22 protein-coding genes are annotated in these 19,690 nt (G+C 68.6%); 12 read left to right on the forward strand and 10 right to left on the reverse strand.

Translation table 11 applies throughout. From position 1 onward, the window contains the following. The first annotated feature begins 52 nt into the window (after positions 1-52). Both ROP_RS26085 and ROP_RS26090 read left to right on the forward strand, forming a co-directional pair. Positions 53-1,072 carry a beta-ketoacyl-ACP synthase III gene (locus tag ROP_RS26085; protein WP_015889006.1) on the forward strand — a complete coding sequence of 340 codons (1,020 nt, stop codon included), beginning with the start codon at positions 53-55 and terminating at the stop codon, positions 1,070-1,072. 34 nt (positions 1,073-1,106) lie between these two features. Continuing rightward, positions 1,107-1,730: a DUF3060 domain-containing protein gene (locus tag ROP_RS26090; protein ID WP_015889007.1), complete on the forward strand. Its 624-nt coding sequence runs from the start codon at positions 1,107-1,109 to the stop codon at positions 1,728-1,730. Here the strand turns inward: ROP_RS26090 and ROP_RS26095 are convergent, their stop codons facing one another. The 3 genes from ROP_RS26095 to ROP_RS26105 all read right to left on the reverse strand — a co-directional run bounded on the left by ROP_RS26095 (position 1,731) and on the right by ROP_RS26105 (position 5,108). After that, on the reverse strand, positions 1,731-2,492 hold the full coding sequence (locus ROP_RS26095; protein WP_015889008.1) for an HNH endonuclease family protein: 762 nt from the start codon (positions 2,490-2,492) through the stop codon (positions 1,731-1,733). A gap of 73 nt (positions 2,493-2,565) precedes the next feature. Further along, positions 2,566-3,726, reverse strand: a complete 1,161-nt coding sequence (locus ROP_RS26100) for an alkaline phosphatase family protein (RefSeq protein WP_015889009.1) — start codon at positions 3,724-3,726, stop codon at positions 2,566-2,568. Positions 3,727-3,749: 23 nt separating this feature from the next. Next, positions 3,750-5,108: a cytochrome P450 gene (locus ROP_RS26105; RefSeq protein WP_043826806.1), complete on the reverse strand. Its 1,359-nt coding sequence runs from the start codon at positions 5,106-5,108 to the stop codon at positions 3,750-3,752. An 87-nt stretch (positions 5,109-5,195) separates the two neighbouring features. Between ROP_RS26105 and ROP_RS26110 the strand changes: the two genes are divergently transcribed. Together ROP_RS26110 and ROP_RS26115 are read left to right on the forward strand one after the other, a co-directional pair. Beyond that, entirely contained in the window at positions 5,196-5,813 is a 618-nt protein-coding gene (locus ROP_RS26110; protein WP_015889011.1) for a TetR/AcrR family transcriptional regulator, read from the forward strand. 49 nt (positions 5,814-5,862) lie between these two features. Beyond that, positions 5,863-6,792 (forward strand): alpha/beta fold hydrolase, encoded by a 930-nt coding sequence (locus tag ROP_RS26115; protein WP_043825338.1) that lies wholly within the window; start codon positions 5,863-5,865, stop codon positions 6,790-6,792. A 31-nt stretch (positions 6,793-6,823) separates the two neighbouring features. Here the strand turns inward: ROP_RS26115 and ROP_RS26120 are convergent, their stop codons facing one another. Next, complete coding sequence (locus tag ROP_RS26120) at positions 6,824-7,597, reverse strand: VOC family protein (RefSeq protein WP_015889013.1); 774 nt, start codon at positions 7,595-7,597, stop codon at positions 6,824-6,826. Positions 7,598-7,714: 117 nt separating this feature from the next. Between ROP_RS26120 and ROP_RS26125 the strand changes: the two genes are divergently transcribed. Then, positions 7,715-9,001: an alpha-hydroxy-acid oxidizing protein gene (locus ROP_RS26125; protein WP_015889014.1), complete on the forward strand. Its 1,287-nt coding sequence runs from the start codon at positions 7,715-7,717 to the stop codon at positions 8,999-9,001. A gap of 4 nt (positions 9,002-9,005) precedes the next feature. Here ROP_RS26125 and ROP_RS26130 read toward each other — a convergent pair whose 3' ends face one another. Beyond that, on the reverse strand, positions 9,006-9,302 hold the full coding sequence (locus ROP_RS26130; RefSeq protein ID WP_043825340.1) for a response regulator transcription factor: 297 nt from the start codon (positions 9,300-9,302) through the stop codon (positions 9,006-9,008). 108 nt (positions 9,303-9,410) lie between these two features. After that, positions 9,411-10,514, reverse strand: a complete 1,104-nt coding sequence (locus tag ROP_RS26135) for a GmrSD restriction endonuclease domain-containing protein (protein ID WP_015889016.1) — start codon at positions 10,512-10,514, stop codon at positions 9,411-9,413. 144 nt (positions 10,515-10,658) lie between these two features. Between ROP_RS26135 and ROP_RS26140 the strand changes: the two genes are divergently transcribed. The 3 genes from ROP_RS26140 (at position 10,659) to ROP_RS26150 (ending at position 12,741) form a co-directional block, all read left to right on the forward strand. Next, positions 10,659-11,678: an alpha/beta hydrolase gene (locus tag ROP_RS26140; RefSeq protein ID WP_043825343.1), complete on the forward strand. Its 1,020-nt coding sequence runs from the start codon at positions 10,659-10,661 to the stop codon at positions 11,676-11,678. Next, positions 11,675-12,136 carry an alternative ribosome rescue aminoacyl-tRNA hydrolase ArfB gene (arfB, locus tag ROP_RS26145; protein ID WP_043825346.1) on the forward strand — a complete coding sequence of 154 codons (462 nt, stop codon included), beginning with the start codon at positions 11,675-11,677 and terminating at the stop codon, positions 12,134-12,136. The genes ROP_RS26140 and arfB overlap by 4 nt, the downstream gene beginning before the upstream one ends. A 125-nt stretch (positions 12,137-12,261) precedes the next feature. Next, positions 12,262-12,741, forward strand: coding sequence for a sigma factor-like helix-turn-helix DNA-binding protein (locus ROP_RS26150; RefSeq protein WP_015889019.1), 480 nt, complete (start codon positions 12,262-12,264; stop codon positions 12,739-12,741). 5 nt (positions 12,742-12,746) lie between these two features. Here the strand turns inward: ROP_RS26150 and ROP_RS26155 are convergent, their stop codons facing one another. Genes ROP_RS26155 through ROP_RS26170 form a run of 4 tightly spaced genes read right to left on the reverse strand, consistent with a single transcriptional unit; the run spans position 12,747 to position 14,667 of the window. Next, positions 12,747-13,097: a VOC family protein gene (locus tag ROP_RS26155; protein ID WP_015889020.1), complete on the reverse strand. Its 351-nt coding sequence runs from the start codon at positions 13,095-13,097 to the stop codon at positions 12,747-12,749. Between the two features lie 41 nt (positions 13,098-13,138). Further along, complete coding sequence (locus ROP_RS26160) at positions 13,139-13,702, reverse strand: SRPBCC family protein (RefSeq protein WP_015889021.1); 564 nt, start codon at positions 13,700-13,702, stop codon at positions 13,139-13,141. Continuing rightward, positions 13,699-14,016: an ArsR/SmtB family transcription factor gene (locus ROP_RS26165; protein WP_015889022.1), complete on the reverse strand. Its 318-nt coding sequence runs from the start codon at positions 14,014-14,016 to the stop codon at positions 13,699-13,701. Before ROP_RS26165 ends, ROP_RS26160 begins: the two co-directional genes overlap by 4 nt. 33 nt (positions 14,017-14,049) lie before the next feature. Next, entirely contained in the window at positions 14,050-14,667 is a 618-nt protein-coding gene (locus ROP_RS26170; protein WP_015889023.1) for a TetR/AcrR family transcriptional regulator, read from the reverse strand. Positions 14,668-14,823: 156 nt separating this feature from the next. Here ROP_RS26170 and ROP_RS26175 point away from each other — a divergent pair, with 156 nt between their 5' ends. The 4 genes from ROP_RS26175 to ROP_RS26190 all read left to right on the forward strand — a co-directional run bounded on the left by ROP_RS26175 (position 14,824) and on the right by ROP_RS26190 (position 19,690). Then, positions 14,824-15,720: an AurF N-oxygenase family protein gene (locus ROP_RS26175; protein ID WP_015889024.1), complete on the forward strand. Its 897-nt coding sequence runs from the start codon at positions 14,824-14,826 to the stop codon at positions 15,718-15,720. Next, positions 15,717-17,528, forward strand: a complete 1,812-nt coding sequence (locus ROP_RS26180) for a DUF4873 domain-containing protein (RefSeq protein WP_015889025.1) — start codon at positions 15,717-15,719, stop codon at positions 17,526-17,528. Before ROP_RS26175 ends, ROP_RS26180 begins: the two co-directional genes overlap by 4 nt. 38 nt (positions 17,529-17,566) lie before the next feature. Continuing rightward, positions 17,567-18,709 (forward strand): XdhC family protein, encoded by a 1,143-nt coding sequence (locus ROP_RS26185; protein ID WP_015889026.1) that lies wholly within the window; start codon positions 17,567-17,569, stop codon positions 18,707-18,709. 75 nt (positions 18,710-18,784) lie between these two features. Beyond that, the gene (locus ROP_RS26190; protein WP_015889027.1) at positions 18,785-19,690 is read left to right on the forward strand and encodes an FAD binding domain-containing protein; all 906 of its coding nucleotides are present in this window, start codon (positions 18,785-18,787) and stop codon (positions 19,688-19,690) included.

Here is a 19,690-nt window from a genome sequence, read left to right on the forward strand (position 1 = left end):
GACAAGTCCACACTGCGCGTAACCACGCGGGACCTGATGAGGAGATCGATCGATGGGAAAGCAGATTGCCACCGTGGCTGGAGGTCGGCAGTCCGCCCTTCTCGGGCTCGGCGTGTACCGGCCCGAACGGGTCGTCACCAACGACGAGATCTGTGAACTGATCGACTCGACGGACGAGTGGATCCAGTCTCGCTCGGGGATCCGGAACCGGCGGTTCGCGGCGGAGAACGAGGACGTCGTCACGATGTCCATCGAGGCGGGCCGCAAGGCGATCGAGGCGAGCGGGATCGACCCCGAGCAGATCGGCTGCGTCATCGTCGCCACGTCGACGTACCTACTCCTGACCCCGCCGGCGGCGGCTCTGGTCGCCGACGCGCTGGGTACCAGTGGCCCCGGTGCGTTCGACCTCGGTGGCGGTTGCGCCGGATTCTGCACGGCGCTCACCGTGGCGTCGGATCTGGTGCGCGGCGGATCGGTCGACTACGCCCTCGTGGTGGGTGTCGAGAAGATGAGCGTCACCACCGAACCGACCGACCGCTCCACGCGCTTCATCTTCGGTGACGGCGCCGGCGCCGTGGTCGTCGGCAAGAGCGACGTCGCGGGCATCGGACCGGTGGAGTGGGGTTCGGACGGCTCGCAGGCCGACGCCATCGTGCAGGACCTGGACTGGTACGAGTACATCACGACGCCGGGCGCCAAGCGTCCGTACATCAAGATGGCCGGCACCGCGGTGTTCCGCTGGGCCGCCTTCGAGATGGGCAAGGTCGCGCTCGCCGCCGTCGAGAAGGCCGGACTGACCGTCGAGGATCTGGACGCATTCGTTCCGCACCAGGCGAACTCCCGGATCACCGAGGTGATTGCCCGCAGCATGAAGCTTCCCGAGAACGTGCCGGTCTCCGACGACATCGCCGAGTCCGGAAACACCTCGGCCGCGTCCGTGCCGCTCGCGATGGAAGCGATGCTGGTGAACGGAGACGTCAAGCCCGGCGACACCGCGCTGCTCCTCGCGTTCGGTGCCGGGCTGTCCTACGCGGGCCAGGTCGTCACGATGCCGGTGCTCGCGAAGAACTGACCCGGTCCCGTCGGGGGCAGGAAAGCAGGGATCGATGGGTGTCACCCGGAAGTCGGTCGCCGTCGCGGTGCTGATGTCCTCCGCCGTGGTCTTCGCGGGCTGTGGCGGCGGGAGCACCGGTGGCGCAGGCACCTCGACGGTGCCCGGCTCTGCGGTGGAACTGAACTCGGGCGGTGACTGCGCGGGCCGCGACGTGATCGTCAACCGGGACGGTGCCGGGGTCGTCCTCGAGGGCGAGTGCGGCACCGTCACCATCGAGGCCAACGGCGTCTCGGCGACCGTCGCCACGTCGAACGCGGTCGTCGTGCGCGGTCAGGACACCAGCGTCGTCGGCGGGCAGACCGGAACGCTCACCATCTCGGGGCGCAGCAACAGTTCCACCATCGACGTCGTCGAATCGATCGAACTCCAGGGCAACGCCGTGACCGTTCTCGGCAAGCAGGCGGAGCGGATTTCGGTCACCGGAAGCGGGAACTCCGTGAACGTCGACGACTCCGGTGCGACGACGGTGAGCGGCAACGACAACTTCGTGCGCGCGGTGTCCCTGGACTCCCTCGAGGTGACCGGTTCCAACAACTCCGTCGACTGGGACTCCGGTGCGACGGCCCCGGCGGTCGACACCGGCTCCGAGAACCGGCTCACCCCACCCGGAGCGTGATCACCGCGCGCCGCAGCCGGTGAGCACCGCGGCCATCGCATCGCGTTCGGGCGGCGTCACCCAGAGCCGGTATGCCACTTTCACTTCCACCTGCCGTGCCACGTACGTGCAGCGGTACGCCGCCAGCGGGGGCAGCCACGTCGACGCGTCGGCATCGCTCTTGCGCTGATTGGTGGGTCCGTCCACCGCCTGCAGATTGCGTGGATCGTTCGCGAGGTCGGCCCGCGTCTGCGCGTCGAGGAGCTGTGCGCCCTTCTGCCACGCGTCCGACAGCGCCACCACGTGATCGATCTGCACGGCGTCCGACGTCTTCGTGCCGCGGGTGAACGCAATGATGGTGCCCGTGTAGAGATCCCGCAACGTGCCCGACTGCACCACGCAGTCGCGGGTGCGGTCCCGCGACGTGATGTCGACGAGGTCGCGGCGCAGGATGTCGTTGCGGGTGTCGCAGCCGTTGCGTCCGAGCGCGACCGAGACGTTGTCGGTCCAGCTGGCGCCGAACAGCTCCCGGTCGTACCCCGTCTTCGGTGCCCTGCCCTTCACCTCGAGGGTGGCCAGTTGGGTGTACGCCGTCTGTATCTGTTGTGCGTCAGTGGCTTCCGACGGCGCGGCCGGTCCGGTTCCGGAGGCGAGGGTGCCGTCGGGGTCCGGCGAGAGCATCGTGACGAGCACGACGACGAGCAGGCCGGCGAGGATCCAGGGCCACTTGGTTCTGATGGTCGTGATGATGGAGCCGGTGTTCGGTACCGCGGAGCGGGGCATGAATCTCTCCTGAAATCAACGCTGTTCGTCATTTCTATCAGGAGTGACCCGGCAAACCGGTGAGCGACCCGGTTTACGTGGCGGTGCCGTGCAGCAGCGGAATCAGCAACTCGTCGTCGCTCAGCGCACCGTGCTGCCCGGGGAGGGCGGACAGCCGCGACTCCGCCTTGCGTCGGACCACCGCGACGCCGCCCTGCGCGATGGCGACGACATCTCCGATGCGGCCCTGCACCTCGGATCGCACGGCGGGACCGAACAGTCCCGCGGTGACGGCCTCGTCCCGGGTGCCGATCCACATGCGGTGTCCCAGTTCGCTCTTCCACCGTTCTGTGACGTCGTGCGCGGCTCCGGCTTTCGTGTGCACGTGCCGGCACCGCGGTTCGCCCGCGAGTGCCACCACGCCGTCGGAAAGGGCGGGGGTGGCGTCGAAGTCGATCTTGTCGGCGTCGTCGACGGTGACCATGCCGTGGTCGGCGGTGACGTGGAGCGCGGCGCCCGGTTGCGCGGTCGCGAGTTCGGCGGCGAGTCTCTCGACGAGGCGGTCGACGAGCTCGAGTTGGTGCAGCCACGGTTCGGATCCCGGACCGTAGATGTGCCCGAGGGTGTCGATCTCGCTGAGATAGCAGTAGGTGAGCGTCCGCTCGCCGGATCGGACCGCGGTCACGACGTGTGCGATCAGGTCGCCGTACGCGTGTATTCCCGCGAACGCCCCGCCGCGGAGGACGGCGCGGGTGAGCCCGGACCCGTCGAACTTCGCGGGAACCACCGTCGTGCATGCGATACCGGCTGCCGCGGCACGTTCGAATACGGTCGGTGTGGGCTGCAGGACCTCGGGGACCAGCCGGGTGAGTTCGTCGCCCTTGTGGCCCGCCCGCCACGACAGCCAGTTGATCGTGCCCCGAACCTCCCGAACGTACGACTGGTAGCCCGTGATGCCGTGACCGCCGGACGGCAGTCCCGTGCCGAACGACGCGATGCTGGTGGCGGTCGTGGTGGGGAACCCCGCACGGATCGGCCGGCCGGTCAGGCTGTCGAGAAACGGCGCGCGCTCGCGGTGCCGGCGCAGATGGCTCCAGCCGAGGCCGTCGATCAGCATCACCACGGTGTGCCTGCTGCCGGGCAGGTGCAGCCGGTTGGGCTCGCCGGCGACACCCAGAGACGCGAGGACGGACGGCATGAGGTTGGACAGCGTGGGCTGCGAGTACACGTCGAGCGGGGGCGCCGTAACGGTCATGACTCCCACTATGGTCGAACAGGTCAGTGGATGCGGTGATACAGGTCCACCGGCTGGCCGTCGGAGGGGAACGGCAGCGAGGTGTAGTTCAGCGGAGCGACGTAGCCGGGGCTCACCCGCCAGTCGAATCGCTGCAACAGGTGGTGCATGACCGTCTTGATCTCGGCGCCCGCGAAGTGCATCCCCAGGCACTTGTGCACGCCGCCGCCGAACGGCTCCCACGCATACCGGTGGACCTTGTCCTCGCGGCGTTCGGGTGCGAACCGCTCGGGGTCGAACCGCTCCGGGTCGGGCCAGTACTCGGGCATGTGGTGGGTGAAGTGCACGACCACCGACATGTACGTGCCCTTCGGGATGTAGTGGCCGAGCACCTCGGTGTCCTGGACCGCTCGGCGCGCGACCACCGGAACCGGCGGAACGAGGCGCAGGCATTCCTTCATGACGAGGTCGAGGTCGGTGAGTTCTTCGAGTTCGCCGTAGTCCGGGGTGGACGTGCCGAGCGCCGCGGACTGCCGCCTGCAGCGGTCCTGCCACTGCGGGTGCTGGCCGAGGTACTGCATCATCGTCGACAGCGTGATCGTGGACGTGTCGTGCGCCGCCATCAGCAGGAAGATCATGTGGTTGATGACGTCGTCGTCGCTGAACCGCTGTCCGTCTTCGGATTCGATGTGGCACAGCGCGGAGAACAGATCTTCGCCCGCACCCGCGCGACGGGCCGGCAGGTACCGGCGGAAGAACTCCTCGAGGCGTCCGCGACCGTCGATGCCACGTTTCCATCGCGTTCCCGGCAGCGGGTACCGCACCACCGACGTGGCGGCCTGCACGCAGTCGATGAAGGCCTTGTTGACCTCGGCCATCTCCCGATGTGTCGATCCCTCGGCGCCGCCCATGAAGATGCTCGTGGCGAGATCGAGCGTCAGTTCCTTCAGCGCCGGGTACACGGCGAAGCCCGGGGTGGGCCGCCAGGCGTCGAGCCCCCTCTCGACAGCCGGATGCAGTGCGTCGGTATAGCGCGACAGTCGGTCCCGGGTGAAGGCCTGCTGCATGATTCGCCGGTGGGCGAGGTGTTCGTCGCCGTCGAGGAGCATGAGCCCCCGGTGGAAGAACGGTCCGATCAGCACGCTCCACCCGTCGCTGTTGACGAAGGCGCGGTCCCTGTTCTGCAGCACGGCCTGGCAGCCGTCGGGGCCGAGCACGGTGACCCATCGCTTGCCGGCCATGCTCAGCCAGGACACGGGGCCGTAGCGGTCCCAGCGGCTCTGCAACAGTCCCATCGGGTCGCGGAAGTACTCCAGGGAGTGCCCGATGACGGGGAAACCGGCATTCCCGGAGATGGGGCTGAGCGTGCTCTCCTGCGGCGGAGCAGCGAGAACTTTGGGCACGGGCACTCCCTCGTCGGGTATGTGACAGGACGCCATGTCAGATGTGTGTAGTGTGCGTCACACCAGGTGGTCTGTCAACATCGAGTCATGAGTCAGCCGGCGCGGCAGTACCGCGGCAGAAGTTCGGAGGAGCGGGCCGCCGAACGTCGTGCGCGACTGCTCGAAGCGGGACTGCAGGTCTTCGGGACCGTCGGCGGCGACAAGGCGACCATGACCGCGATCTGCGCCGAGGCGAAACTGACGGAACGCTATTTCTACGAGAGCTTCCGCGGCCGCGACGATCTGCTGGTGCAGGTGATCGAGGGGATCGCCGCCGAGATCGGCGAGGCTGCGCGGGTCACGGTCCGGACCGTGACGGGTGATCCCGAGGTGCGGGTGCGGGCGGCGATCGCGGCGTTCGTCGACATCCTGACGGCCGACCCGCGGAAGGGGCGGGTGTCGATCATCGAATCGGCGGGCGCCGAACCGCTGCGGACGCGAAGGCGTGAACTGCTGCGGGCGTTCGCGTTGCTGGTGGCGGAGCAGGCGAGGGAACTCTACGGCGACCGGGCGTGGTCGTCGCCGCAGGACGAAATCACCGCACTGCTGTTCGTGGGCGGGCTCGCCGAACTCATGACGGCGTGGCTGAACGGTGAGATCGAGGTGTCACCCGAGCAGATCGTCGACGCCGCGACCTACCAGTTCACGTCGACCGCACACCGCTGAGCGGGTCCCGGCCGGAAACGTGACGACCGTCACGTGCGAAGCTGTGGGCATGGTGGATATCGCACGCCCACAGTTGGAGGGCACGGTCGCGGTAGGCGAGGGGCGTCGGCTCGGCTTCGCGGAGTTCGGTTCGGCACAGGGCAGGGCGGTGTTCTGGCTGCACGGCACGCCCGGGGCGCGGCGTCAGGTGCCGATGGAGGCCCGGGCGTTCGCCGAACGCGAGCACGTCCGGCTGATCGGGATCGACCGGCCGGGGGTCGGGTCGTCGACCCCGCACCGCTACGGCGCGGTGATCGATTTCGCCGAGGACCTGCGCACGGTCGCCGACACGCTCGGCATCGACCAGATGGCCGTGATCGGCCTGTCCGGCGGCGGTCCCTACACGCTCGCCGCGGCATACGCGATGCCCGACCGCGTGGTCGCGACCGGGATCCTCGGGGGTGTCGCACCGACGAAGGGCCCCGACGCGATCCGCAGCGGGTTGATGGATCTGGCCGTGCTGGCGGCTCCGGTGCTGTCGGCGGGCGGCGTCCCGGTCGGGCTGGCGGCGAGCTCCGTGATCAGGCTCGCGAGGCCGTTCGCGTCGCCGATCATCGACCTGTACGGGCGGATGTCCCCGGAGGGTGACCGCCGTCTCCTCGCGCGGCCGGAGTTCAAGGCGATGTTCCTCGACGATCTGCTCAACGGCGGCCGCAAGCAACTCAGTGCCCCGTTCGCCGACCTCGTCCTGTTCGCGCGGGACTGGGGATTCCGGGTGAACGCGGTGAAGACCCCGGTGCGGTGGTGGCACGGCGACTGCGACCACATCGTCCCGCTCCGGCACGGCCGGCACATGGTGGCGCTGCTGCCCGACGCCGAGTTCCACACGATGCACGGGGAGAGCCATCTCGGCGGCCTGGGAATGTCGGAGGAAATTCTGCGCTCGCTCCTCGACATCTGGGACGCGAAGGAGGCGCAGGCGCCGTTCGGCCCGGTGTGACGGTGGCGCGGTCTGTGCCACCGTCACCGGGTCAGGACTGCAGGGTCGTGATCTGGAAGGTGGCGCCGAGGGGATCGGCGACGGAGGCGAGCCGCCCGAACGGGGTGTCCTCCGGTTCGCGCCGGACGCTGCCGCCGAGTTCGGTCACCTTCGCGACGGCCGCATCGGTGTCGCCGACACCGATGTAGAACTGCCAGAACGAGGGAACGCCCTCGGGCAGGAACGAGTCGGCGTCCATGACGCCGGCCACGGTCCGGTCGCCGACGTTGGCCTGGGAGTACCGGAATTCGTCTGTGTCGCCGAGGGACTGATACGTCCAGCCGAACACGTCCGCGTAGAAGGGGAGTGCGGCCGCGTAGTTGCGCGACAGCGTTTCGTGCCAGACCGGCGCGCCGGGTTCGTCGACGAGGCCGAATCCGGTGTGCTGATCGGCCTGCCACACGCCGATGACGGCGCCGGCGGGATCGCCGAGGACGGCAATCGTGCCCTGGTCGCCCACGGCCATTGCGGGCATCATCACCTGGCCGCCCGCCTCGGCGGCCTTCGCCGCGGTGGCCGCGGCGTCGTCCGACGCGATGTAGGTGGTCCACACGTTGCCGTACGGGTTCCCCTGCTGTTGGGGGCCAAGGCCCGCAATGGGTTTGCCGTTCATGCTGAAGATCGAATAGCCGCCGTACTGCGGATCCTCGCTGGTGTCGGACCTCCACCCGAACAGCCCGGTGTAGAACGGAATGACCTGTTGCGGGTCGGAACTGGTGAGATCGATCCAGCAGGGAGCGCCGGTGAGGGACGGACGGTCGGGCATCGCGGTCTCCTGGGACGTCAGGGGGTCGGGGTGGCGCACGGTGTGGTGCCGGTCACAAACCTACGCGTCCGGGCGACCCGGCGCCGGTTCGTGATGTGCTGTGGAAGACTCGGCCGCATGTCTGCGAGCGAGAACCAGGACAGCCCGGGCCGGGCCCGTCAGAATCTGATCTACCGCGACGGCGTCCTCGGCCGCACACCCTCCGTTCCCACCGACTTCGACACCCTCGAGCGGCGCGCGCGGCGGAAGATGAGCGCGAAGGGCTGGGCGTACGTGCACGGCGGCGCCGGGCTGGGGCGCACTATGCAGGCCAACCGCGACGCGTTCGACAAGTGGCAGATCGTTCCCCGGGTCCTGCGCGACGTCTCGAAGCGCGACATCGGAGTCGAACTGTTCGGGCGCCGCATTCCGGCGCCGGTGCTGCTCGCGCCCGTCGGCGCCGCCGAACTGGCCAGGCCGGAGGCCGACGTGGCCATCGCCGCCGCCGCCGCCGAACTGGGTGTGCCGTACATCTTCTCCAACCAGGGCTGCGCCCCGATGGAGGAGAGCGCGGCAGCGATGGGCGACGCGCCCCGATGGTTCCAGCTGTACTGGAGCACTGACGACGACCTCGTCGACAGCCTGCTGCAGCGGGCGGCGAACATCCGGGCGGACGCCGTCGTCGTCACCCTCGACACGACGATGCTCGGCTGGCGGCCGGAAGACCTCAACCTCGGTTCGCTGCCGTTCGCGCAGGGGCAGGGCATCGCGCAGTACACGTCCGATCCGGTGTTCCGCCGGATCGTGCACGAGCGGATCAAGGCGGCGGCGAAGAAGCCGGACGTCGAGGTGACGCTCGGCGCCATCCGGTCGCTGGTGTCGATGACCTGGCGCTTCCCGGGCCGTTTCCTCGACAACCTGCGGTCGCCGGAACCGCGGGCCGCCGTGGAAACGTTCCTCGACATCTATTCCCGGCCGTCGCTGAGCTGGGCCGATATAGAGACCCTCCGCAGCCGGACGTCGCTGCCGATCCTCCTCAAGGGCGTGCTCCACCCGGACGACGCCCGGCGTGCTCTCGATGCCGGGGTGGACGGCATCGTCGTGTCGAATCACGGTGGGCGGCAGGTGGACGGCAGTGTGTCTTCGCTGGACGCTCTCGTGGACATCGCGCCCGTCGTCGACGGCAGGCTGACGCTGCTCCTCGACAGCGGAATCCGCACCGGAGCAGACGTCTTCAAGGCGCTCGCGCTCGGTGCCGACGCCGTGACACTCGGCAGGCCCCACCTGTACGGTCTGGCCCTCGCGGGTCGGGCCGGTGCGCGGGACGCCACCGCCAACGTGATCGCCGAATTCGACCTCACGATGGGTCTCAGCGGTCTGACGTCGGTGGCCGAGATCGGCCGGGACGCCCTGCGCAGGGCATAGGCCCTCAGAGTTCGGCGATGGTGATGATGCCGTCCTGCAGGGCCCGCACCAGCAGTGCCGTCTTGGTCGACGCGTCACGTCCCACCAGGGCGTACTTCTCGCGGATGCGGGTCAGGTGGGTGTTGACCGTGCCGAGGGCGATGTGGAGGTCGGCGGCGACGGCGAGCTTGGAGTCGCCGCGCAGCCAGTGACGGAGTACCTCGATCTCGCGCGCCGACAACGCCGGCTTCGTCAAGACGCGGGCGACTGGCGGTTCGTCCGTATGTGGGGGGTGCCCGAGTGCGTCGGGTGCAGTGGTCATGCCGGTCTCATCTTTCTGACATGTACAGAAATGACTACAGGTACCCGACGTCCCTGCAGGCAGTTCAGGTTAACTGGTGGTGGCGGTGCGTGTCTCGGCAGGCCCGGGTCAGCTCTCACAGCCGACACCGTCGCCGTCGCGGTCGAGGTGTGTGCCGTAGCCCGGTTCGCCGACGTGGACCGGTGCGGCACCGGCCGCCTTGGCCGCCGAACAGTTCTTGTAGTAGACGTCGCCCGGCAGCGCCGTGTCCACGAACGGGACGGGCGCAGGGGCGGGAGCCGGCGCGGGAGCCGGCGCGGGAACGGGAGCCGGGGCAGGCACCACCTGCGGGACCGGGTCGGTGGTCGGGGCGGGTGCCGCGGCAGGCGCCGCCGCCCCGCAGTCCTGGAGGACCCGGGCCATCGCATCGTGCTCGGCCTGGGTCACCCACAGCCGGTACGCGGCCTTCACCGCCACCTGATCCGCCACGTAGGTGCACCGGTAGCTCGTGTTCGGGGGCAGCCAGGTCGCGGCGTCGCCGTCCGACTTCTGCTGGTTGGCCGGGCCGTCCACGGCCTTCAGGTTCCGCGGATCGTTCGCGAAGTTCACCCGGGTCGCGGTGTCGAGCTGCTGCGCCCCCTTCTGCCAGGCGTCGGACAGCGCGACGACGTGATCGATCTGCACGGCGCTCGACGTGCCCTCGCCGCGGACGAAGGAGATGGTGGTGCCGGTGTAGGGGTCGTGCAGCGTTCCGGTCTGCACCGCGCAGTCGCGGGTGCCCGGCTTGAACACGATCTCGTCGAGGTCGCGCCCCAGGATGTCGTTGCGGGTGTCGCACCCGTTGTGGCCGCCCTCGACCGTGACGTCGTCGGTCCACGCCTGGCCGAACAGATCCCGGTCGTACCCGGTCTTCGGTGCGCGGCCCTTGATCTCGAGTCCGGCGAGCTGCTGCAGCGCGGCGGTCGCGTCGGCGCCGTCGGCCACGGCGGGATCGACCGGTGACAGCACCAGCGCAGACGAAACCGGCACCGGTGTCGAAGAACTCGACGCGTCAGCGGCTACCGTCGAATCGGCGATGGGGGTCGCGGCCGCGGATACCGCTGCGGCCTGGGCCGATTGGTCGTCCTGTCCGGGGCTCGTGCACGAGACCACGGCAGCGGCGACGACGATCCCGCCGGCAATCCAGGGCCATTTCTTGCGCGCGGCAGATGATGAGGGCAGGGGAGACGTCATGCCGGTCCTTCAATGAACGTGGGGGGTCGGATGTTCATCGCACGGAAGGCCGCTTCCGTTACTCGGCAAAACGCGGGAACTGTTAGCATGCCCCGGGACCGGAGTTCGTGCGGGTGGAGGGGGTAGACGGTCGTGACACGACACATGTTTCGGGGGAAATTGCGCACGGCGGCCGTCACGGCGGTGACCGTGATGTCCCTCTGCCTCGGCGCCCCTGCCGCCATTGCCGATCCGGTCGTCGACACCGGTCGGGCGCTCGGTTCCGCGGCGGCGCCGAACGGTTCGAAGCTCGACCACGTCACCGTTATCGATCCGAGACATCTGACGCTGCACGTCTTCTCGGCGTCGATGCAACGCGTCGTGCCGGTGTACGTGCAGCGGCCCGCAGATACCAGCGTGCCGAGGCCGACGCTCTACTTCCTCGACGGTCAGATCCGCCGGGAGAAGACCGATGTCGAAGAGTTCCTCGCAGGTCAGAACGTGAATGTCGTGAGCCCGTCCGGCGGCGAGAACGCGTATTGGACCGACTGGAAGAGCCCCGACCCGGTGATGGGGGTGAACAAGTGGAAGACCTTTATGACTCAGGAACTTCCGCCGGTGGTCGATGCCGCCCTCGGCACCAACGGAGTCAACGCACTCGCCGGCATGTCCCGGGTCGGCACCGCGGCGCTGCAGTTGGCGATCGCCGCCCCCGGCCTGTTCCGTGGTGTCGCCGCCTACAGCGGTTGCGCCCTGACCAGTGATCCGCTCGGTCAGCTCCTCATCAAGATCACCATGGACAACTACGGTTACGGCAACCCGGCCAACATGTACGGCGAGCCGGACGATCCGGCGTGGGCGGCGAACGACCCCTACGTGCATGCCGCGGAACTGCGCGGCACGGAACTGTTCCTGTCCAACGGCAACGGCCTGCCGGGGCGCTACGAGACCCTGGACGGCCCCGGGATCGACGGGAACGTCGGGGTGCTCGCGCGGCAGATCTACGCGGGCGGCCCGATCGAAGCGGTTACCAACTACTGCACGCATCGATTCACGGATCGCCTGGGGGAGCTGGGGATACCTGCAACCACGAGTTTCCGTAACTCGGGGACACACTCGTGGGGGTACTGGCAGGACGACCTTCACGAGTCGTGGCCGGCGCTGGCTCGAGCGCTGGGAGTGTGAGCGAAGTTCCTCCCGTGTTGCCCGGCGGCGAGGTCACCGACGATCTCGAGATCACGCGGTCGCTCGTCGTTCCGGCCGCCGAGTTGCAGTGGCGGTTCTCCCGGGCCGGCGGTCCCGGTGGCCAGGGGGTGAACACTACGGACTCGCGGGTGGAACTCCGGGTGAACCTGTGGACGTTGTCGACCCTGTCTCCCGCCCAGCTCGAGCGCATGCAGATTCAGCTGGGGCACAGGATCGTTGACGGTGTGGTCAGCGTGACGGCGTCCGAAACCCGTTCGCAACTGCGTAATCGGCGCGCGGCACGGGCCCGGATGGCGGCGCTGCTTCGCGCGGCCGTTCTGGCCGAAACGCGAACCCGGCGTCCGACCAAGGCGACCAAGGGTTCGCACCGGCGAAGACTCGACGCCAAGAAGCAACGCGGCCAGACCAAGAACCTGCGGAAGAAGCCGGACATGTAGGGGGTTTCACGCACGGGGAGATGGGGAATGTCCCGGATGTGTTGCCCCCTCGTGTGTCGGAAGATGAGTACGGAAGCGTCGTCCCGGATGACCCGAGACGGCGAGGTCGGGGGATCGAGGGCAGCATGAGTGTGCTTGACGAGGAATTACATTCGGCGGCGACGGCGGCCGCGGCGGGGGATCGCGAGGCCGTGCAACGGGTGACGGCGACGCTGTGGCCGCACGTAGTGCGTTATTGCCGTACCCGCGTGGGGAATTTCCCGCCGGGCGGGCGGCCTGCGGACGAGGTGGCGCAGGAGGCGCTGCTCGCGGTGGCGCGGGAGTTTTCGTCCGTCGCCCGCAGCGACCATCCGATCCGCGAGGTGTATCGCGTCGTGAGCCGGACCGTCGCGGACGCGCACGGCGGTTCCGCAAGCCCCGGCGTCCCGGTGGAAGTGGCCCGACTGCTGCATGGACTCGACCCCACCGCGCGGGAGATCGTGCTGCTGCGGGTCATCGACGGATTGTCCGCGCACGACACCGCGGGCGTCCTCGGCCTCCCGGTGGGCCGGGTTCTGGTCGTGCAGCACGAAGCGCTGCGCTCCCTGCGGGCGAAGGTGGCCTGATCGCGTCAGCGCCGGCCGGAGAGTACGCAGAATTCGTTGCCCTCGGGATCGGCGAGCACCACCCAACTCTGCTCGCCCTGACCGACATCCGCGTGCCGGGCGCCGAGTGCGAGTAGCCGTTCGACCTCGGCCTGCTGATTGTCGGGCCGGAAGTCGAGGTGGAGCCGGTTCGGGATCTGCTTCCGGTCCGGAACGGCCACGAACAGGATTTCCGGATGGCTGTCGGCCTGCGGCCGGATGTGGACGTCGCCGTCGGAGTCGGTCACGGCACCCCAGCCCAGGGCTTCGGCCCACCAGCGTCCCAGGGCTGTCGGATCGACGGCGTTGACCACCACGGCTTCCCATTGCAGGCCCATGCGTCAACGGTACCGGGGAGCGGCGGACGGCCGTCGCCGATTCACGGCAGCGTCGGGTCGATCGGTTCGACGCCGAGGCGTTCGGAGTACTGCTCGTTGAGTTCGCGCCAGCCGTAGTTCATCGCGTCGGCGCCGACGATCGGTCCGATCGGGTTGCCGTCGAGCAGGGCCTCGGCGACATCCAGGCACATGTGCCACCCGGCCGCCGTCATCGCCGCGGTTCGCTGGTCGTCGAGCGTGTGGCGCAGGGTCAGTCGCGTGCCCGCGCCGGTCTCCTCGATCGTCCACAGCAGAACGTCGTCACCCCAGGCGTGTTCGAGGACGTGCGGTGCCTCGGCTCGGGTGACGGTGCCGTCGAGTTCGGTGCGGTCCGGCCCGTCGACCATGGTCAGCGTGGCGGGACCGACCGTTCCGAGGTCCCGGTCCGCGGTGTACGGCGCCCACTGCGGTAGTTCGCCGGGGTCGGTGAGCGCGGTCCACAGCGCCGACGCCGAGTGTGTGAAGTCGCGGACGAAGGTCAAGGCCCATCGGGCACCCTCGGGTCGTGCTTCGGCGTGCCGGAGTGGGCCGGGGTGGTAGTCGCGTCGTGCGTCCGACTCGGTCATGACGAGGTCTCCTTCGATTCGAGGTGCCGCTCGAGGGCGTCGAGGTGGTGTGTCCACAGCCTGCGGTAGGGCTGCAACCACTGTTCGAACTCGTCGAACGGTTCGCGGTGCAAGCTGTAGATGCGCTGCTGGGCAGCGGTCCGGCAGGTGACGAATCCGGCCTGTCGCAGCACCCGCAGGTGTTTGGACACGGTCGGCTGGGGCAGCGCGAGTTGGTCGACGAGTTCGCCGACGCTGGCGTGGCCGTCCCGCAGCCGTTCGAGGATCCTGCGCCGCTGCGGTTCGGCGACCACGGTGAACACGTCCGGTGCCATGGCCCTGAGTATGCCCCTACGCGTATATACGCGTCAAGGAATATGCATGTCCGGTTGCGGCATGAACGCGATCGACAGCAGGGACCGGACGAACTCGCGCAGTGCCTGCTCGTCGGATGTGTCCACGATCCCCTCCGTGGTGACGAGGGAGCCGATGATCCGGAACGCCCACTCGGAGATGGCGGCGGGGCTCACCCCCGACAGTTGCTCCCGGGTGAACAGGCGCTCGAAGTGGGGCGTCAGCAGTTGCGCGCCGAGTTCGATCATCGGCCTCGCCTTCACCGTGAACCAGGGGAGCACCACCTCGGGGTCGTCGCGCAATCCCTTCTGCAGCAACCGGTGTCCGCGGGCGTACTGGACGGCGAACACGACGGCGTCGACGAACCGCACCTGGAGTTGGCTCTGCCGTCCCCGCAGTACCGGGTCGAGTACGACGAAGAAGCGGGAGATCTCCCGCTGGAAGAGGGCCTCGAGGATGGCGGACTGGTCGCCGACGTGCTTGTAGAGCGTGGGCCGCGATAGTCCCGCTCGCTCCGCGATGACCGCGTGCAGCCGGGTGCTGTACCCGAGTTCGATCAGGCACTCCTCGGCCGCGTCGAGGATCTTCTCCCGGAGTTCACTCGGGGTCGGTGTCGTCGGCCGCGTCCTCACGGCCTGATTGTGCTGGTCGGGTGGGGTGGGCGCAAACCGGAAGACGCAAATGTGAACTCGAGTTACAGACACCCATTGACCTGGATCACACCCGGGTTTACGTTTTATCTGTAAACGGCAACGAGATGGAATCGCTCTCGACGAAGGGATGAGCCGATGTCTCAGCGTCCACACACGATCGCCCGGGAGGAAGTCGCCGGCAGACTCCTCGCGGGTTCGGTCAAGCGTTCGTACGCTCCCGTCGTCGACATCGACTGGGACGCGCCGCTCGAGGACGGGAAGTACTTTCTGCCGCCGCAGGTCCTGTCCCTGTGGGGGACGGAGATGTGGGACGGGATGAGCGAGGCGCAGCGCATCGACCTGTCCCGGCAGGAATCCGCGAACATCCTCAGCGTCGGAATCTGGTTCGAGAACATCCTCAACCAGGCGCTGCTGCGCGCGCTGCTGCACAACGATCCGAGTTCGCTGCACACCCGGTACATACTCACCGAGATGGGCGACGAGTGCAGGCACATGACGATGTTCGGTCGTGCCATCGAGCAGATGGGCGCCAAGCCCTTCCAGCTCCGGTGGTACCAGGCGGTCGTTGTCAATCTGCTGCCCAAGACATTTCGCGGAACCATGCTGTGGGTGGCCGCACTGATCGGCGAGGAGATCTTCGACGCGACGCAACGGCGCGTCCTCGAAGATCCGCAGCTGCAGCCGATGATCTCCCGGCTGATGCGGATCCACGTCACCGAGGAGTCCCGGCACATCCGCTTCGCGCGTGAGGGGGTGCGTCGCCGTGTCGCGGAAGGCCACCGGATCGACCGACTGTGGGTCGGCACGCTGCAGGGGATCGGCGGCCCGCTGTTCCAGCGGCTGTTCACCAACCCGGCCATGTACGAGCGGGCCGGACTGGATCCGAAGGAGGCACGTCGACAGGCGCTGGCAAATCCGAACTTTCGCGAGAATCAACGCCGCGGGTTCGCATCGCTGGCCGCGTTCCTCGAGGAGAACGGCCTGATGCGAGCGACCTCCCGCGCGCTGTGGCGGCGCGGGGGATTCCTGTGACCCTCGCGGCGGCCGAGCCGGACGTCCTCGTCGTCGGTGCCGGATTCGCCGGATTGTGCATGGCGATCAAGCTGAAGGAGGCGGGGCAGGACAACTTCGTCGTCCTCGAGAAGGCCGACCGTGTGGGCGGAACGTGGCGGGAGAACACGTACCCGGGATGCGGCTGTGACGTGATGTCGCTGATGTACTCGTTCTCCTTCGCGCCCAACCGGAAATGGACCCGGATGTACGCGCGGCAGCCCGAGATCCTCGACTACATCGAGAGGGTGGTCCGCGACTACGACCTGTCCCCGCACATCCGGTTCGGCGCCGAGGTGATCTCCTACGACTTCGACGAGACCACGGACCGATGGCGGGTCGAGACCCGGGCAGGTTCCGTGTTCCACCCGCGGATCGTCGTCGCGGGACCGGGGCCGCTGCACAAACCCAGCGTCCCCGCGTTCTCCGGACGAGAGCCCTTTCGGGGAACGGCATTCCATTCCGCCGAATGGGATTACTCGGTCGACCTGACGGGCAAGCGCGTCGCGGTCGTCGGCACGGGAGCCAGTGCCGTGCAGTTCGTGCCCGAGGTCGCGAAGACGGCCGCCCGCGTCGACGTCTTCCAGCGGACGCCGCACTGGATCCTGCCGAAACTCGACCGCCCGATCACCGCAGGCGAGAAGGCGGCGTTCAAGGCTGTGCCCGGCCTGCAGAAGGCCTACCGCCACGCGATCTACTGGAGCCACGAATCGCTGATCGCCGGTTTCCTGCACCCACGGCTGATGACGGTGCTGGAATCGGCCGCGCGGGGACTGTTGCGGAGGCAGGTGCACGACCCCGAACTGCGGGCTGCCCTGACGCCCGGCTACACGATCGGATGCAAGCGAATCCTGGTGTCCAGCAACTTCTACCCGGCCCTGCAGCGGGAGAACGTCGACCTCGTCACGTCGGGTATCTCGGAGATCACCGAGCGCGGGATCCGCACCGAGGACGGACAAGTGCACGAGGCGGACGTCCTCGTCTACGGCACGGGGTTCGCGGTCGGCGACCGATTCGAGAACGAGCACCTCGTCGGTCGTCGCGGTTTGACGATTCAGCGGGCCTGGCGCGACGGCATGGAGGCGTACCTCGGTGTCGCGGTGACGGGGTTCCCGAACTTCTTCCTCATGATGGGGCCGAACTCCGGAGGCGGAAATCAGTCGATCGTCTTCGTCATCGAGGCGCAGGCGCACTACATCACCCGGTGCCTGGCGCTGATGACGAAGCGCGGCGCGACGCGGATCGAGGTGCGGGCGGGCGCGCAGCGCGAATTCAACCGGGTGATCCATCGCAAACTCGAGGGCACGGTGTGGAATTCGGGTGGTTGCGACAGCTGGTACCTCGACGAAACCGGCCGCAACCGGGCGGCGTGGCCGGGTTCGAGCGCATCGTACTGGCGGCGTCTGCGTACCCCCGACGACCGGCACTTCGAGTTGAGTTCGCTCGCCGAACGCGAGAACGACACCGAGTACCGGGGGCCTGGGGTGCTCACCTCCGGCGACCTGACCGTGGGAGTCGAGGTCTTCCTGAACGGTCATCTCGAACCGCTCGACGGTCTCTACCACTGGTACGGCCGCGTCGCCGGCGACGGCGTCGACGCGGCCAAGCAGCGCAGCCGCACCCCGCTGTTCCTCACGATCGGCGACGGTCCCGAGGTGCCCGCCGCCCTCGCCGAGCGCGACCCGTGGGGCCACTATCGGATCGCCGGAGCCGGGACGCCCCCGTTCCCGCTGGCGGCGGTCGAAGTCGAGGTGCCCGTCTCCGGGGCCGAACTCGCATCGGCGGAATAAGCTTGGAGGCGAGTCGGACTCGAGTGGGAAGGGTGCTGATGCGCGACGTGCTGGCAGACCTGATGGCGGTGTGGGCCGCGGGTGGAACGGCAGGTGTCGGAACGGTGGTCCGCACGTTCCGCTCCGCACCGCGGCCACCGGGGGCGTCCATGGTCGTGGCACCCGACGGCAGCGCGTCCGGTTCGGTGTCGGGCGGATGCGTCGAGGGGGCGGTCTACGAACTCGCCACCGAGGTCGCGGCGACGGGGACGCCGGTGCTGCAGCGTTACGGGATCAGCGACGAGAATGCTTTCGAGGTGGGTCTCACCTGCGGCGGAATCATCGACATCTTCGTCGAGCCCGTCTCGCGGGACAATTTTCCGGAACTCGGTGAGATCGTCCGGGACATCGAGAACCACCGGCCGGTCGCGGTCGCCACCGTCGTGGCGCATCCAGACCCCGCCCGGGTGGGGCGCCGGCTGATCGTCCGGCCCGAGGACGTGAGCGGTGCCCTCGGCTCGGACCGCGCCGATTCCGCCGTCACCGACGACGCCCGGGGCCTCCTCGCGGCGGGCGGCAGCACGGTGCTCACGTACGGCACCGACGGTCAGCGACGTGGCGAGGGGATGGAGGTGTTCGTCGCCAGCTATGCGCCGAGGCCGCGCATGCTCGTGTTCGGGGCCATCGACTTCGCCGCCGCGGTGGCCCGGCAGGGCGCCTTCATGGGATACCGGGTGACGGTCTGCGACGCCCGGCCCGTGTTCGCGACGCACGCGCGGTTCCCGACCGCGGACGAGGTGGTGGTGGACTGGCCGCACCGGTACCTGGCCGCCCAGGCCGCGGACGGTGCCATCGACGGCCGGACCGTGATCTGCGTACTCACCCACGACCCCAAGTTCGACGTCCCGCTCCTCGAGGCGGCGCTGCGCCTCCCGGACGTCGCGTTCATCGGAGCCATGGGATCACGTAGAACAGACCTGGACCGGCGCGAACGCCTGCGCGAGGCGGGTCTGACCGAAGCCGAACTCGACCGGCTGTCGAGCCCCATCGGCCTGGACATCGGCGCCCGCACCCCGGAGGAGACGGCGGTATCCATCGCCGCCGAGATCATCGCCTGCCGGTGGGGCGGCACGGGGCGCCCGCTGGCGGAATCGAGCGGCCGGATTCACCACGAGGAACCGGTGGATTCCCTCGTCGAATAGGGCGGTTCACCGGGGTTGACGGACCACCGCTTCTTGCGCAGGCTGAAAGGATCCACATTTGTGAGGTAGGTCACAATGCAAGTACCAGGATCCTTCGAATACGAGCGTGCAACGGGCGTCGACGACGCGATCGCCCTGCTCGACCGGCTGGGCGACGAAGCCCGTCTCGTGGCAGGCGGCCACAGCCTGCTCCCCATGATGAAACTTCGTCTCGCCAATCCCGAGTACCTCATCGACATCAACGACCTCGAGGGCGAACTCGGATACATCACGACCGAGCGGTCGAGGGTGCGGATCGGTGCGATGACCCGGCATCGCCGGCTCCTCGAATCGGACGAACTCGCGGCGGCGTTCCCGCTCTTCCGCGACGCTGAGAAGGTGATCGCCGACCCGGTGGTCCGGAACCGCGGAACCATCGGCGGATCGCTGTGCCAGGCCGATCCGGCCGAGGACCTCACGACGGTGTGCGGTGTCCTCGGCGCCATGTGCGTGGTGCAGGGTCCCGGGGGGCGCCGCGAGATCCCCATGTCCGAGTTCCTCGTCGGACCGTACGAGACGGCGCTCGCACACAACGAGATGCTCATCGAGATCGTGATACCCGTCCACGGCCACAGCTCCAGCGCCTACGCCAAGGTCGAACGGCGGACCGGGGATTGGGCGGTCACCGCGGCCGGGGCGGCCGTCACGGTGGAGGGCGGCGAGATCGCCCGGGCCGCCGTCGGCCTGACCGCGGTCGACCCGGACCCGTCCGGACTCGCGGACATCGCCGACTACCTGACCGGACGCCCCCCGTCCGAGGAGGCGTTCGCCCAGGCCGGGCGGATGGCCGCGCAGGCCTGTTCGCCGGTGGGCGACGCCCGCGGCACCGTCGACTACAAACGGCATCTCGCATCCGAACTCACGACCCGCACACTCCGTACAGCGGTCGACCGGGTGCTCCGCAGCGACGTGGAGCACGAGCCGACCGGAGAAGAGGCATAG

The organism is Rhodococcus opacus B4 (genome assembly GCF_000010805.1).
Lineage (GTDB): Bacteria > Actinomycetota > Actinomycetes > Mycobacteriales > Mycobacteriaceae > Rhodococcus_F > Rhodococcus_F opacus_C.